Consider the following 13,026-nt stretch of genomic DNA (forward strand, 5'->3'; position numbering starts at 1 on the left):
ACACTGGGCCGATGATTCGACGTTGGTCAACCGCCCTCATCTGCACCCTCACCGTGCTGTCCGGCGGCGTCATCGCCGCCGCACCGGCGGCGGCGGCCGGGTGCGCCGACATCGAGGTCTTCTGGGCTCGCGGCACCGCCGAGCCCGGCGCCCCCATCGGCTACACCGGCCTCGCGTTTGTGGAGGCGCTGCGCGCCCAAACGCCCGGACGCTCCTTGCGTGCTCGCGGCGTTCGCTATGCCGCGAGCGACGACTTCCGCAATCGGGCAGTAATCGCCGAGACGGTGAACGACGGCGTGAAGACCGCCCAGAAGGACATCACGACAACCGCGGCGCGCTGCCCCCGCAGCCGAATAGTCCTCGGCGGCTTCTCCCAGGGCGCGGTCGTCGCCGGATACGCGCTGGTCGACAAGCTGGCCATCCCATCGCAATATCAGCAGTACGCGCGCTACGCGCCGGCACCGCTGCCCGCGGACGTCACCCGCCACCTCGTGGCGGCGGTGATGTTCGGCGCACCGTCGAAGCGGTTCATCCGCGATGCCGGGGCCCCGCCGATCACGATCGGCGCGCGCTTTCGGCCCATGACCGCAAGCTACTGCGCCCCGGGCGACTCGATCTGCGACGGCGCACCCATCGGCGCACCGAGTGCCCCGCACGCGTACTACCCGTTCAACGGGACGCCCGCGCTGGCGGCGAGTTTCGTGGTCCGCCGTCTGTAACGACGGACAACGCTAGCCCGTCAATGCCGCCAGGGCGCGGTCGGCGTGCACCGACATGTCGAACTCGGAGGCGATGACATCGGCCACCGTGCCGTCGGCGCGAATCGCGAAAGTGGTGCGCTTGGTGGGCAGGCCCACCAATCCCAGCAGTCCGCGGCGCACCCCGTAGGCCTGTGCGACCCGCCCGTCGACATCGGCGAGCAACGGGTAGTCGAGGTGGTGCTCCCCGGTCCACCGCTGCTGCTTTTCGACGTCATCACGGCTGATCCCCACGCGCTGCACGCCGGCGGCGGCGAACTCGGCGGCGAGATCGCGAAAGTGGCACGCCTCTTTCGTGCAGCCGGGGGTGAATGCGGCCGGATAGAAGAACAGGGCGACCGGGCCGTCCGCGAGAAAGACGGCGAGCCGTCGTCTCGTGCCGTTCTGGTCTAGCAGGGCGAAGTCGGGGGCGGTGTCACCGGGATGCATGTCTGCCAGTCTGCCGCGCCGGCGCGGCGGTGTCACGGTCGACGCCTACAGGGTGCGCTTGAGGCCGACGTGGTTGGCGGTGTATCCGAGCCGTGCGTAGAAGTCGCGGGCCCGCTCACGGACCTCGTCGGTGGTGACCTGAGCCAGCGTCGCACCGTGCGACCGGCCATGTTCGTGCGCCCAGGCAAGCATGGCCGTGCCCACCCCACGCGACCGATGGGCCCGCGCCACGCGCAGACCCTCGATCTGCAGGCGGGTCGTGCCCCCGCGGGACAGTCCGGGCAGCACGGTGAGTTGCATCGTTCCGACGATCTCGTCGTCATCGGCGCGGACAACGGCCAGATAATGCGTCCGGTCGCGGGCAACGACGTCGTAGGCCGCCTCGTACGGCGCATAGTCCTGCACCTCGCGGGAACCGCCGATCGTGTCGTCGCGCAACAGCGCGACGATGTCCGGGACGTCGACCCGCGTGGCGCGCTGCACGCGGAGGGGCGCGCCGTCGCGGTCGCGCACTATTCCGCCGACCGATGAGCGGGCGCCGGCCTGCAGGGTCGCGACCAACCGGTCCAGCCAACCGCCCACGTTCGTCCGGGCCTCGGGGGTGTCCGGGTACCGGCAGCGCAGGTGCAGCCCGGAGCCGTCGAGGATGAACCACAGCATCACACCGTCGGTGGTGATCGTCGCACCGACATATTGTGCACCGAGACCTGCGGCGTCGACGCGCACCGGCAGTCGGCGCAGGTCCAGCCAGGAGATCGCGAACATCCCGGGCTCCTCGGGCATGCCGCCCCACGGGGCGAGCACGTCCTCGAGCGGCCATGATCCCAATCGCACGGCTTCGCGTACCGCGGCCGATGCCGCACCCGGGTGCGCGACATCCGACTCGAGTACCGAGTTCGTGATGAACCAGCCGACCGAATCGTGCCACGTCTCGTCGTACCGGCTGTGCACCGGGAACACCGCGCGCAACGGCACCTCGGCCATCTCCCGGGTTACCGCGGTCATCGCCGTCACCACCAGCGCCAGCGTCGACGTGCCCTCCGCCCGAGCCTGCGCCGAGAAGGCGGCACTGTCGTCGACGTCAAAGACGTCGCGCACCTCCACCCGCTCGGCATGCGGCACCGCGGTTCCGAGCGGCAGCGGGAAGAGGGGCATCACCCCGCCGCTGTCGGCGAGGATCTCGGCCCACCGGTGCTTCACGTCCGCCGGGGCGGGCGGCCGCTCGCGCAGCGCCCGGGTGTGCTCGACGAAGGCCGGCACCTGCGCCAGCGTCGCCGGTCCACCTGCCTCGATCTGCCCGAGTGCGGTGCGGAGGTCGCGCAGAATCACCAGCATCGACCACATGTCGACGTGCGAATGGTCGGCCGCGACGACGATCGTCGGCCCGGCCGCGGTAGCCAGCACGCAGAGTCGATGGGCGGGGCGCGAATACGACGAGCAGGTGCGGTCAAGCACCTCGCGCATTGCGTCGTTCACCGCCTGACCAGCACCGACTGGATGCTCTACCCAACTGCCCGCGCCGATCTCGACCTCCGCCAACTCCGGCTCGCCCGCTTCCCCGCGGACGATCACGGTGCGCAGGGTGCCGTGTCGGGCGATCACCGCCAGCCAGGCCTGGGCGAGGGCGTCGAGTGAGACCGCGCCGGGCAGCCGGAACGACAGTGCCATCCACGATCCGCCGCGGTCACCGGCCGCGACGTGGCGTCGCTGATCGAAGGACAGGGGCAATCGCGTGCCGGGCTCGGAGATGGAGACGTCGTAGCCCATCAGCCGGCCGAACGGGAGGCGCAGATGGGCGACATTGGTGAGCCGCATGGCGGGTACCCTATCGCGCTTCGTACGATAGCCGCCTGATGAGAGGAGACGCCATGGCGACGTTCGAGGTGCCGGGAGCGATGCTCGACGTCGAACTGAGCGATGAGGGTGGACACCCGGTCGTCCAGTTGCACGGACTCACCTCCAGCCGTGCGCGCGACCGCGTCCTCGACCTCGACCTCGGGCGCGGACTGTCGGGGACCCGGCTGCTGCGGTATGACGCCCGCGGTCACGGTCGTTCGACCGGGCGTCCGGTGACCGGCGACTACCTGTGGCCCAACCTGGCCGATGACCTGCTCCGCCTCCTCGATGCCTGGTTCCCCGGCGAACGGGTGTACGGCGTCGGCACCTCGATGGGATCGGGGACGCTGATGCACGCGGCGCTCGCCGATCCACGACGGTTCGCCGGGCTGACGCTGTTGCTCCCCCCGACGGCCTGGGAGACCCGGGTTGCCCAGGCCCGCCGGTATCGGCTGAGCGCCGCCGTGATCGAGCAGCAGGGCGTGGCGGCATTCCTGGCCCGCGGCCAGGACTTTCCGCCGCCGCCGGCCACCGTCGGTCACCCCGAGACTGTGCCGGAGGTGGTGGCGGCGCTGCTCCCGTCGGTGTTTCGCGGGGCGGCGGGCAGCGATCTGCCGGCGCCGAAGCAGCTGATGGGTATTGACGTGCCCATCCGGGTCCTCGCCTGGGTTGACGACCCGTCGCACCCGCTGTCGACGGCGCAAACCCTGACGGCCCTGTACCCCCGCGCAACCCTGACGCTCGCCCACAACGCCGCCGAGGTCCGGCGGTGGCCGGGAATGCTCCACAATGACGTGACCGCCGCGTACCTCTAGCGCACCGGACGCCGTTCGCCCGGTGGCGGTGGCCGGCCGCTCAGCTAACCGCCGGACTCGCGGTCCGGCGGTGCAACACGTACCGGTCGAGCAGGTAGGCCGCGAGGATCCCCGAACCGGTGGCGAAGAGCACCGCGGTCACACACGTCAGCCGCGCGGGCACCGGTCCGCCGATGGTCAGCACCATCGCGATCGCCGTCAACGGCAGGCGGTAGCCGCCGGCGATACTGCCTGCGGCACCCGCTGCGGCCGCCAGATCGCTCGGCACGCCCAAGACCGGGGCGAGGGCCCGCCCAGTCAGGTCGCCGATCGCCAGGAGCGGCACGAAAAGTCCGCCACAGCCGCCCGCCAGCACGGCGGCGGTCGTCGCCACCGCACGCAGGCCGACCACCGCCAGCAGGGTCCACGACGACGCCGATGCGACTTCCGCCCAGCTCACCGCAGTGGCTCCCGGGCCGATTGCGGCCGCCAGCGACGCGAGCTTGCTGATCGCGACCAAACACAAGCCCAGCGTCACCGCGCCGACCAGGAACTTGACCACCGGTCCGGCCGACCAGCCGCGGGCCCGATAGATCGCCGTGCCGGTCACCGAGCCGATCGCGCCGGAGAGCGCGCCCACCAACGCGGCGGTCGCCAGGGCCCGCGGGAGGTCACCGGCGGCGATGTGCGGCACGATCAGCCGGATCAGATTCAGATCGAGCGCCGCGTTGACGCCCCAGCCGACCAGCGCCCCACTGCTCGCCGCCACGATCCGGGGCAGGCTCAGCGGCGCGCCGTTGCGCCGGCCGAGTTCCAGGATGAACGCGGCGCCCACCAGCGGCAGGCCCATGAGCGCCGCGACGCCGGCCGCACCCCCACCGATGCCGGCGCTGCGCGCGAGGCTCCGCCATCTCTCCCCGAGTGCCGATCCGGCGGCCACGCCCAGGTGCGCCGCCGGCGACTCCGTACCCATCGGCGCACCCATGCCGACAGTCGCCATGATCGCGACCGCGCGGATCGGGGCCAGCCGCCACGGAAACCTCTCCTCGGCGCCCGCCGTGTTGACCACATCCGCGGTCAGATCGGCCCGGACGGCGTTGGCCGGAAACCGAAGCCACGCCGTGAACGAGCGTGGCGGCGCCGGATCACCGCTCAGCTGTTGCACCGCCCGACCGTGCGCGACCAGGTGGAGCACGACGACGGCCACGAGGATGCCCACGAACGGCGCGGCCACCATCACCCCGCCGCCCTGACGCATGATCCAGTCGAGGTTCGCCTTGATCAGTGTCGTCACACCGACCACGAACACCGCCGCCACGACTCCGCCGAGGAGTCCGCCCGCGACACCGCACCCGGCATCGCGCCACTTGGTTGCTGCCGCAACCGGTTCCTGCGCGCGAAGGTTCACAGCGCAGACTCTGTCACGCGGTCGCCCCGATTGGCGGTCAACATGCCCGGCCGCCGATGGGAACGTCGTCATAATGGTCACATGACCATCGCCTCCACCCCCTCCGCGAGCAGTCTGCCCGGCGCACTGCGCCTCATCTGGCCGCAGTGGCAAGGCGCGACCGCAGCAAATGCCACCGCCCTTGTTCCCGAGGTGGCCGCGGAGCGCGCCCGACGCGGATACGCGGTGGGTGCCCAGGTTCTACAGGCGGTCTTGCCGGCGCACGACGGCCCCACCGCTGTCGTCGACGTCCCCACCGGTGACCGGGACGAGGGTTCGACTGCGGGGATCGAATCGCGGGCCACGATCATCGGCTCTCTCCAAGCAGCGTTGGACATCCTCGCCGACCAGAACCCGACGCAGGTGCTGACGATCGGCGGCGAGTGCTCGGTGAGCGTCGCCCCCTTCTCCTTTCTGCAGAAGAGATACGGCGACGACTTCGCGTTCATCTGGATCGACTCCCACCCGGACACCGACACCGCCGATACCGACTACGACGGCTATCACGCAATGGCCGTGTCAACGCTCCTGGGCCACGGCGACTCGACGATCACCGCCATGCTGCCGGCGATCGTGCCCACGACGCGCGTGGCCTACGCGGGCATGCACGACGGCGAGCCGGACGCGCTGGTCCACTTGACCGAGTGGGGCCTGCCAGTCTTCGGTCCCGACGACCTGCGGACGACGTCCGAACCCCTCCTATCCTGGCTGGCCGCCTCGGGCGCCACGAAGGTGGCCATTCACCTCGACGTCGATGTGGTGGACAGCAACGAAGCCGTACTGGGACTGGGTGAAGTGCCCGGCGGGCTGACCCGCGCACAAGTTCACCGCGTCATCGCCGACATCGGCGAGCAGGCAGAGATCGTCGGACTCACACTTGCCGAGTTTGTGCCGCGCTCGGTGTTGCAGCTGCAGGAAATGATCGACGGACTTCCGTTGGTCGGCACCGCACCCGTCAGCGCGGCAATTCCTGGGCGAGCATCACGATGATGCCGCTGGGGCCTCGCAGATAGGTGAGCCGGTAGATGTCTTGATAGTTCGCCACACCGCGCAGCGGATAGCATCCGTGTGCCGCGGCCACCTCGAGGGTGGCGTCGAGGTCGTCGACGGAGAAGGCGACGCGGTGCATGCCGATCTCGTTGGGCAGGGTCGGGCTCGTCTCGATCGCGGCGGGGTGGAGGTACTCGAAGAGCTCCAGGCGACCTTGCCCGTCGGGCGTCTGCAGCATCGCGATCTTCGCATGGTTGCCGTCGAGGCCAACGGCGGTGTCAGTCCATTCGCCGCTGACCGTGTCTCGACCGATGACCGTGAGGCCGAGGTCGACGAAGAAGGCGATGGTCGCGTCAAGATCAGCGACGGCGATCCCGACGTTCTCCAACTTGATCGGCATGCACTAGACCTTTCTTACCGGCGGCGGCCCGCCATCCTCGCCCAACGCCATGTGCAACAACGGATACGGCCAGCCCTGATCGTCCATCGAACTCCGGCCGGTGATCGAGAAGCCAGCGTGTAAGTGCGCATCGACGAACAGCATCTCCAGTTTTCCCGCGGCGGTGCCCGCGAAGCCGACCACCACGCCGCCGCGTTCGGCGACCACCACCGCCACATTCGGAAGATAGTCGGCCGCAATTCTCCGCTCGATCTCCGCTTTGTGGTCGTCGGCGAGAAAGTCGTGCGTGGCGTCGACAGCACTGCGCCACACCCTCACCAGCTGCGGATACTCCATGGCGCCGTGGGTCTCCCGAATGTCGATGTCGCGTCCCACGCACTCAATGCTAGGGGTCGCCGACCGACGTCGGCCGGCCGGCCGATTCATCGTTTGCGATGATGTCGATTGCCGCCCCGAAGACCAGTCGGGCGTGGAGTTCGAACAAAGCGACGAAGTCGATGTCGTCACCGCCGATCTCTCGGGCGATGAACAATCCGTCCGCACCCGCGATGGCGTAGGTCGTCACCAACGCGACGCCGCGCTCGCTCAGCGCCGGATCAGCATCCCGCACCAACGTCGCGAATTGTTCGAATGCCCCTTGTCTGCCGCGCAGGTAGATCTCGTGTCCCAACGGCTGCGTCTCTTGGTGCTGCAGCGCCAGCTTTAGCCCGAGGCGCAGGAAGTCGGGGCTGCGCGTCAACGCGCTGGCCACATGTCGCCCAATTTCGAGGGCCCGCTCTCGGGCCCCCGACGATGGCAGATCGACGGTCGCGGCCCACCGGTCGTAGCTGCGTCCGATCACTGCGGCGATCAGATCATCCTTGTCCGCGAATTGCCAGTAGATCGACGTAGCGGACAGCTGTGCGCGTTTCCCCACCTCGGCAATGGTGGTTCCGTCGTAACCGCGCTCAGACGCCACCTCGGTGGCGGCGTCGAGGATGCGCTCGCGAGGGCTTCGTTCCACTCCTCGCCGTCGCCGCGGCCGGCCTTCTGTCGAGCGAGGGCTGGACATCGGATTCGACCTCGGCTTCCGTTCGCTGACTCGGGCACTATCGCGAGCCTACCCAGCGCCGTGGCACATCCACGCCACGACCCTAACTCATCACTGCATGCCATAGACCAGACACTACTGTTTCTGTACTCTTCACTACAGAACGGCGTCACCAGCGCTGACATCAGTGATCGTGAAGGGCAATGAGATGAGCGACTCTTCCCCGGCGTCTCCAGCCGGCGGGCACCACGACGGCGACGCCGCCTCGAACTCGCGGTGGACCGTGTCCCGACGAAAGTTCCTCGCGGCAGCGGGAATCGGAGCCGGGGCGATGGCGAGCGGCGCTGCGCTTGCCGCCTGCGATACGTCCGGCGGGGGCGCGAGTTCAACGCGCCCTGCCGCCCGTCCACGGTCGATGCCGCCGGCGTCGGACAAGCACAACATCCTGTTTGTGTTCACCGACCAGGAGCGCTACTTCGACAAGTGGCCATCCGGAATGTCGTTGCCGGGGCGCGAACGCCTGCAGTCCGACGGGGTCAGTTTTCACAAGCATTACGGCCCTGCCGTCATGTGCACGAGTTCGCGTTCAGTGATGCTGACCGGACTCCAGACCCCTGACACCAAGATGTTCGACAACGTCGACATGTCGTATGTCGCCCCGATGAGTTTCGACATCCCCACCGTCGGGGACATGCTGCGCAAAGGCGGCTACTACACGGCGTACAAGGGGAAGTGGCACCTGAATCCGGCCTTTGACGTCGAGAACCCCGACCGCCTGTTCACCAAGGAGATGAACGAATACGGGTTCTCGGACTTCTACTGGCCTGGCGACGTCGTCGGCCACACCCTCGGCGGCTACCGCTACGACAACGTCATCGGCGGCACCGCGGTGTCGTGGCTGCGAAACAAGGGACGCCCCCTCGCCGACGAGAAGCAGCCGTGGGCGCTGTTCGTTTCGCTGGTGAATCCGCACGACATCATGTACTTCAACACCGACGCTCCCGGCGAACACGTCCAGGACAACGGCAAGCTACTGATGCACGCCGCGCCGGCACCGGAAAACGCCGTCTACGACACGACCTGGGCCGCGGCCCTGCCGGCCAACCTGACTCAGCCGTTCGACGAGAGCGGCCGCCCATCGGCGCATGGCGAATTCGATCGCGCATGGGCCTACACACTCGGCCGCATCCCGCCGGAAGAGGCCCGATGGCAACGATTTTCGGACTTTTATCTCAACAGCATCCGCAGCGTCGACCTCCAACTCGAAGCGATTCAGTCCGAGCTCGACAATCTGGGCTTGAGCGAGAACACCATCATCGTGTTCACGTCGGATCACGGTGAGATGGGTGGCGCCCACGGATTGCGCGGCAAGGGCCCGTTCGCCTACGAGGAGTGCATTCATCTGCCTATGCACGTCCGTCACCCAGACATCAAGGGAGGACAGGACTTTGGCGCGCTCACAAGTCACATCGATCTTGTGCCCAGCATCCTTTCGATGGCGGGAATCTCCTCGACCAACGCCGCGCAGTATGCGGGCCGCGAACTCCCCGGCCGGGACTTCACGGCGGCGATGCAGCAGCCGAACAAGGCCGGGTTGCACAGCGTCCGGGACTCGATCCTGTACACCTACAGCGGTATCGCCACCAACGATGCCGAAACCATTCGCCTCATCGCCCAGGCGAAAGCCGCGGGCAAGGATCCCAAGGACGCGTTGGGAGCCGCCGGGCACAAGCCGGATTTGACCAAGCGCGGCAGCCTGCGAACCATGTTCGACGGTCGTTACAAGTTCACCCGCTATTTCGCGCCGACCCAGCGCAACCTGCCGCGCAACCTCGACGAGATCTACCGGTACAACGACGTCGAGCTCTACGATCTGGAGTCCGATCCCGGCGAGATGCACAACATCGGGGCCGCCAAGGGGCAGAATGACGCCGTGGTGCTGGCGTCGAGCGCCAAACTCGAAGCCGGCATCAAGCGGGAGATCGGCGTCGACGACGGCCGCGAGATGCCGCATTTCGAGTCGATCGACTGGCAGCTCGACCAGGTGGACTTGTGATCGCAACCCAGTGACCAATCGGTGACTCATTTCGACCCTCGGAAATCGCGACGGAGGCGGCGTCCGGTGCCGTTCAATGGTGGTTGTGACATCCACCCGGTTGCAGACCCCCGCGTCGATGCGGCGCTTGAATGAGTGGGCCGCCCGCCGGCTGACCGACGAGCAGCGCGCCGATCGTCATGCGGCCATCCTGCCCACCCCGTTGTCGGGCACGTCCTTCTACCGCGATCCCGGCGACCTCACGGCGCTGCCCAACGGGGAGGTTGTGCGCTCCGAGCGCGTGATGCCGCTGACGATCCCGCCACCGGTAGCGACCGTACGCCGGTTCATGGTCCGCTCCACCGACACCGCGGGCCGCGCCGTGCCGGTCACCGCCACCCTCATCGAACCCCGCCGCCGGTGGCGGGGCAGCGGCCCGCGGCCCGTGGTTATTCGTAATCAGCCGATCAACTCACTCGGACTCAAGTCCGCACCGTCCTATCGGATCGCGCGGGGCACCTACGTCGACACCCCTCCGCTACTCCCCCTGCTTCTGGCCAGCAACTACGCGGTCCTCATCCCCGATCACGAGGGCCCGCGAATGGCGTACTCGGCCGGGGTGATGGCTGCCCATGCCGTCCTCGATTCGGTGCGCGGCCTGCACCGCATTCGGCCCGATCTCGCCGAGTCGCCGATGGTGCTGGACGGGTACAGCGGCGGTGCCATCGCAACCGTGTGGGCGGCACAGGAGCAGCCGATTTATGCGCCGGAGCTCCGCTTCAACGGTGCCGTCGCCGGCGGAACACCGACCGACTACGGCCTGCTGTTCCGCAGTATGAACGGCGCCCTCGGCTCGGGCCTGTTCGCGGCGGCGACCATCGGGCAGGCCCGCGAGTACCCGGATATGACGGAGCTGTTCGGCGACTTCGCCTTCTACCTCGCCACCCGCATCAAAGACTTGCCACAAATGCCGTTGGCCGCATCGGGGCTGGCCCGCATCGACCTGAGCGTCTTGGCCACCGTCCCGGAGCCGTTCGAATCCGACGTCGCGCAGGCGGTGATCGAGGCAAACAGGCCGGGTGCCACGCCGCCTGCCACGCCTATGCTGCTGTACCACGGTTCGCAGGCACGCTTCCTCGGCGATCAGTTCATTCCGGAACAGGGCGTGACCGACCTGGTCGACCGCTGGCGCGCCTGGGGGGCGACCGTCGACTACCTGCCGGTTCCGGGTGAGCACATGATCGCGGCCGGGTGGGCGATGCCGAAGGTGTTTCGGTGGATACGCAGCACCCTGGCGCGCCCGTGACCGACTCCCACCACTTGTGAAATCCACACCGTGGATATATCGTCCCTCGATATACCCACATTGTGGATATGTAGGCCAAGGAGATCTCGAATGTCACGATTCACCCTGCCGTCCGAAGAAGTTCTGCGCGCTCGCGAGAAGCTCGTCCTCGACCATTTCCACGACGAGGTGACGCAGGACTGGGATGCGACCCTGTCGACCTTCCCGCACCCGCACTACGAGTTGATCGCCCAAATGCTCGTCCACGACGGCGACGGCGAGGTGCGTGAGTATTACCATGACACCCGGGTTGCCTTCCCTGATCAGGACCACGAGATCATCGCCTTCCGGCACAGCGTCGATGCGGTCATCGTGGAGTTTTGGCTGACGGGCACCCACCTCGGTCCGCTAGGCAAGATCCCACCGACGGGCGGCACCCATCGCACCCGAATGACGGCGTACTTCATCTTCGACGAGAACGAGAATCTGGTCACCGAACGGATCTACTTCGACCAGCTCACCATTCTCAAGCAGCTCATCGGCGGCCTAGACAAGAAGAAGCCCAAGGATCTAGCCAAGCTGGCCGGTGCCCTCAAGGGTGCGCTGGCCATGGCGGGCACCGAACCCGACCCCCGGCTTCTCGACACCGCTACACCCAATCTCGACGACTGACCGGAGTCTCGAGCCTCAATTGGCTGCCTATCGGTCCCCGGCCACCCTGGGAGCGCGTTGTAGTACGGCGCCGACAGAGAATTCCATCGCATACTCGAACTCCTTGTCGGCATCGAATATCGCGAGAGATGAAGCAGCCGAGGCGACCGCCGGCAGGCCGCTGCTCTGCAACGCCGCTGTCCGCTGCTCGATACCGGTCGTGTCGACGGTCCCGTAGGTCGGTCCAGCATTGACCTCTCGTAGGAGCGTCCCGATCACCGTCGCCAACACCGCTCGGAGCAGGTGTACCGACTCCTCGGCCAGAAAGCCTGCATCGCCAAGGGCACGCAGGACCGCCTCGACCGGGGCAAGGCCGTCGAAAGACGACAACTGACGGGTAAGCACCAGCGACGCCGCCTCCGGGTGCGCCAGTGCCCGCCGCCGAAAAGCCTGGGCCACTCCCATGAGGTCGGCGCGCAGATCCCCCGTCGGCGACGGGAGGTCGACCGCCCCGAGTAGCGCCTCAGCGACCGCGTCCAGCAGTCCGTCCTTGCCGTCGACGTGGTTGTAGAGGCTCTTCGCATCAACACCCAACCCACCCGCGACGGCTCGCATACTCACCCCGCCGATGCCGGCCGAATCGATGACCTGAAGGGTGGCCTCGACGATCAGTTCCTTCGAGAGCGTTGCTTGTCCTCTGGGGGGGCGGCCACGACGGGCACTCGGCACTGCTTCCACACCTCGATCTTCCCATATATCCACAGAGTGGATATATGGGACGAACACGGCGAGTCGTACGATCAGATCGCAGGATATCGGCGCAAGGAGCCTCATGACACTGTCCGACACCACCGCGACCGCCCTGGACGACGCTGCGGCACTGTGGATTGCCGCGCTGAATAATGTTGGCCCCCAGACGTATTCGCAGCCGAGCGGCTGCGGCGCTTGGACGATCGCAGAGCTGATCAACCATGTGGCGGGCGGCGGCGAGCGTTATGCGATGCTGCTGACTGGCGCTTCCGCCGAACAGACTGCGGCCACCCGCGGCAACGACTATCTCGGCGACGACCCGATCGCCCGATTCCGGCAGCAGGAGAAAGCCTTTCGGACCGCCGCCGAGGCCGCTGACCTCAACACACTTGTCGATCACCGTGCGGGACCGAGGACTGGGACCACTCTGGCAGCGATGCGGGTCATGGAATTGGCGTTGCACGCCCATGACCTGTGCACCGCGACCGCACAGCCGTGGAATCCCTCGCCGCGGGTTGTCGACTTCCTGCTGGCCGAGGTGAGACCGGTCATCAACGAACTGCGCGAGCTCGGGATGTTCGACCCCGCGGTGCAGCCGCCCGCCGGGGCCGGTCCCAACGA

14 protein-coding genes are annotated in these 13,026 nt (G+C 67.7%); 7 read left to right on the forward strand and 7 right to left on the reverse strand.

Annotated elements, in window-relative coordinates; genetic code table 11:
• The first annotated feature begins 11 nt into the window (after positions 1-11).
• Positions 12-719, forward strand: a complete 708-nt coding sequence (locus B4M62_RS05845; protein ID WP_290706031.1) for a cutinase family protein — start codon at positions 12-14, stop codon at positions 717-719.
• 12 nt (positions 720-731) lie between these two features.
• Here the strand turns inward: B4M62_RS05845 and B4M62_RS05850 are convergent, their stop codons facing one another.
• Together B4M62_RS05850 and B4M62_RS05855 are read right to left on the reverse strand one after the other, a co-directional pair.
• Positions 732-1,187 carry a peroxiredoxin gene (locus B4M62_RS05850; protein ID WP_290706032.1) on the reverse strand — a complete coding sequence of 152 codons (456 nt, stop codon included), beginning with the start codon at positions 1,185-1,187 and terminating at the stop codon, positions 732-734.
• A gap of 45 nt (positions 1,188-1,232) precedes the next feature.
• Positions 1,233-3,002: a GNAT family N-acetyltransferase gene (locus B4M62_RS05855; RefSeq protein ID WP_290706033.1), complete on the reverse strand. Its 1,770-nt coding sequence runs from the start codon at positions 3,000-3,002 to the stop codon at positions 1,233-1,235.
• A gap of 53 nt (positions 3,003-3,055) precedes the next feature.
• Here B4M62_RS05855 and B4M62_RS05860 point away from each other — a divergent pair, with 53 nt between their 5' ends.
• The gene (locus B4M62_RS05860; protein ID WP_290706056.1) at positions 3,056-3,838 is read left to right on the forward strand and encodes an alpha/beta fold hydrolase; all 783 of its coding nucleotides are present in this window, start codon (positions 3,056-3,058) and stop codon (positions 3,836-3,838) included.
• A gap of 40 nt (positions 3,839-3,878) precedes the next feature.
• On the opposite strand, the gene B4M62_RS05865 is transcribed toward B4M62_RS05860, so the two are convergent.
• A complete protein-coding gene (locus B4M62_RS05865; protein ID WP_290706034.1) occupies positions 3,879-5,225 on the reverse strand; it encodes a chloride channel protein in 1,347 nt (448 codons plus the stop codon).
• 81 nt (positions 5,226-5,306) lie between these two features.
• Here B4M62_RS05865 and B4M62_RS05870 point away from each other — a divergent pair, with 81 nt between their 5' ends.
• Positions 5,307-6,254, forward strand: a complete 948-nt coding sequence (locus tag B4M62_RS05870) for an arginase family protein (protein ID WP_290706035.1) — start codon at positions 5,307-5,309, stop codon at positions 6,252-6,254.
• Here the strand turns inward: B4M62_RS05870 and B4M62_RS05875 are convergent.
• The 3 genes from B4M62_RS05875 to B4M62_RS05885 are packed head-to-tail and all read right to left on the reverse strand — an operon-like array spanning position 6,220 to position 7,657.
• A complete protein-coding gene (locus B4M62_RS05875) occupies positions 6,220-6,654 on the reverse strand; it encodes a VOC family protein (protein WP_290706036.1) in 435 nt (144 codons plus the stop codon). The genes B4M62_RS05870 and B4M62_RS05875 overlap by 35 nt on opposite strands.
• A gap of 3 nt (positions 6,655-6,657) precedes the next feature.
• Positions 6,658-7,029, reverse strand: a complete 372-nt coding sequence (locus B4M62_RS05880) for a GNAT family N-acetyltransferase (protein WP_290706037.1) — start codon at positions 7,027-7,029, stop codon at positions 6,658-6,660.
• Positions 7,030-7,039: 10 nt separating this feature from the next.
• The gene (locus tag B4M62_RS05885; RefSeq protein WP_290706038.1) at positions 7,040-7,657 is read right to left on the reverse strand and encodes a TetR/AcrR family transcriptional regulator; all 618 of its coding nucleotides are present in this window, start codon (positions 7,655-7,657) and stop codon (positions 7,040-7,042) included.
• Positions 7,658-7,892: 235 nt separating this feature from the next.
• Between B4M62_RS05885 and B4M62_RS05890 the strand changes: the two genes are divergently transcribed.
• The 3 genes from B4M62_RS05890 to B4M62_RS05900 all read left to right on the forward strand — a co-directional run bounded on the left by B4M62_RS05890 (position 7,893) and on the right by B4M62_RS05900 (position 11,676).
• Complete coding sequence (locus B4M62_RS05890; RefSeq protein WP_290706039.1) at positions 7,893-9,740, forward strand: sulfatase-like hydrolase/transferase; 1,848 nt, start codon at positions 7,893-7,895, stop codon at positions 9,738-9,740.
• Between the two features lie 76 nt (positions 9,741-9,816).
• A complete protein-coding gene (locus tag B4M62_RS05895) occupies positions 9,817-11,025 on the forward strand; it encodes a lipase family protein (RefSeq protein WP_290706040.1) in 1,209 nt (402 codons plus the stop codon).
• A gap of 90 nt (positions 11,026-11,115) precedes the next feature.
• Positions 11,116-11,676: an ester cyclase gene (locus B4M62_RS05900; protein ID WP_290706041.1), complete on the forward strand. Its 561-nt coding sequence runs from the start codon at positions 11,116-11,118 to the stop codon at positions 11,674-11,676.
• Between the two features lie 27 nt (positions 11,677-11,703).
• Here the strand turns inward: B4M62_RS05900 and B4M62_RS05905 are convergent, their stop codons facing one another.
• Positions 11,704-12,393, reverse strand: coding sequence for a TetR/AcrR family transcriptional regulator C-terminal domain-containing protein (locus B4M62_RS05905; RefSeq protein WP_290706042.1), 690 nt, complete (start codon positions 12,391-12,393; stop codon positions 11,704-11,706).
• Positions 12,394-12,487: 94 nt separating this feature from the next.
• Between B4M62_RS05905 and B4M62_RS05910 the strand changes: the two genes are divergently transcribed.
• Positions 12,488-13,026: TIGR03086 family metal-binding protein (locus tag B4M62_RS05910; RefSeq protein ID WP_290706043.1), on the forward strand; the 539-nt coding region annotated here is incomplete at its 3' end.

Source organism: Gordonia sp. UBA5067 (genome assembly GCF_002414845.1).
Taxonomy (GTDB): Bacteria; Actinomycetota; Actinomycetes; order Mycobacteriales; family Mycobacteriaceae; genus Gordonia; species Gordonia defluvii.

Bases quoted from the DNA above. Each gene is read 5' to 3' on its own strand.
- B4M62_RS05845 (WP_290706031.1), top strand. From the start codon at position 12: ATGATTCGACGTTGGTCAACCGCCCTCATCTGCACCCTCACCGTGCTG.
- B4M62_RS05850 (WP_290706032.1), bottom strand. From the start codon at position 1,187: ATGCATCCCGGTGACACCGCCCCCGACTTCGCCCTGCTAGACCAGAAC.
- B4M62_RS05855 (WP_290706033.1), bottom strand. From the start codon at position 3,002: ATGCGGCTCACCAATGTCGCCCATCTGCGCCTCCCGTTCGGCCGGCTG.
- B4M62_RS05860 (WP_290706056.1), top strand. From the start codon at position 3,056: ATGGCGACGTTCGAGGTGCCGGGAGCGATGCTCGACGTCGAACTGAGC.
- B4M62_RS05870 (WP_290706035.1), top strand. From the start codon at position 5,307: ATGACCATCGCCTCCACCCCCTCCGCGAGCAGTCTGCCCGGCGCACTG.
- B4M62_RS05875 (WP_290706036.1), bottom strand. From the start codon at position 6,654: ATGCCGATCAAGTTGGAGAACGTCGGGATCGCCGTCGCTGATCTTGAC.
- B4M62_RS05890 (WP_290706039.1), top strand. From the start codon at position 7,893: ATGAGCGACTCTTCCCCGGCGTCTCCAGCCGGCGGGCACCACGACGGC.
- B4M62_RS05895 (WP_290706040.1), top strand. From the start codon at position 9,817: ATGGTGGTTGTGACATCCACCCGGTTGCAGACCCCCGCGTCGATGCGG.
- B4M62_RS05900 (WP_290706041.1), top strand. From the start codon at position 11,116: ATGTCACGATTCACCCTGCCGTCCGAAGAAGTTCTGCGCGCTCGCGAG.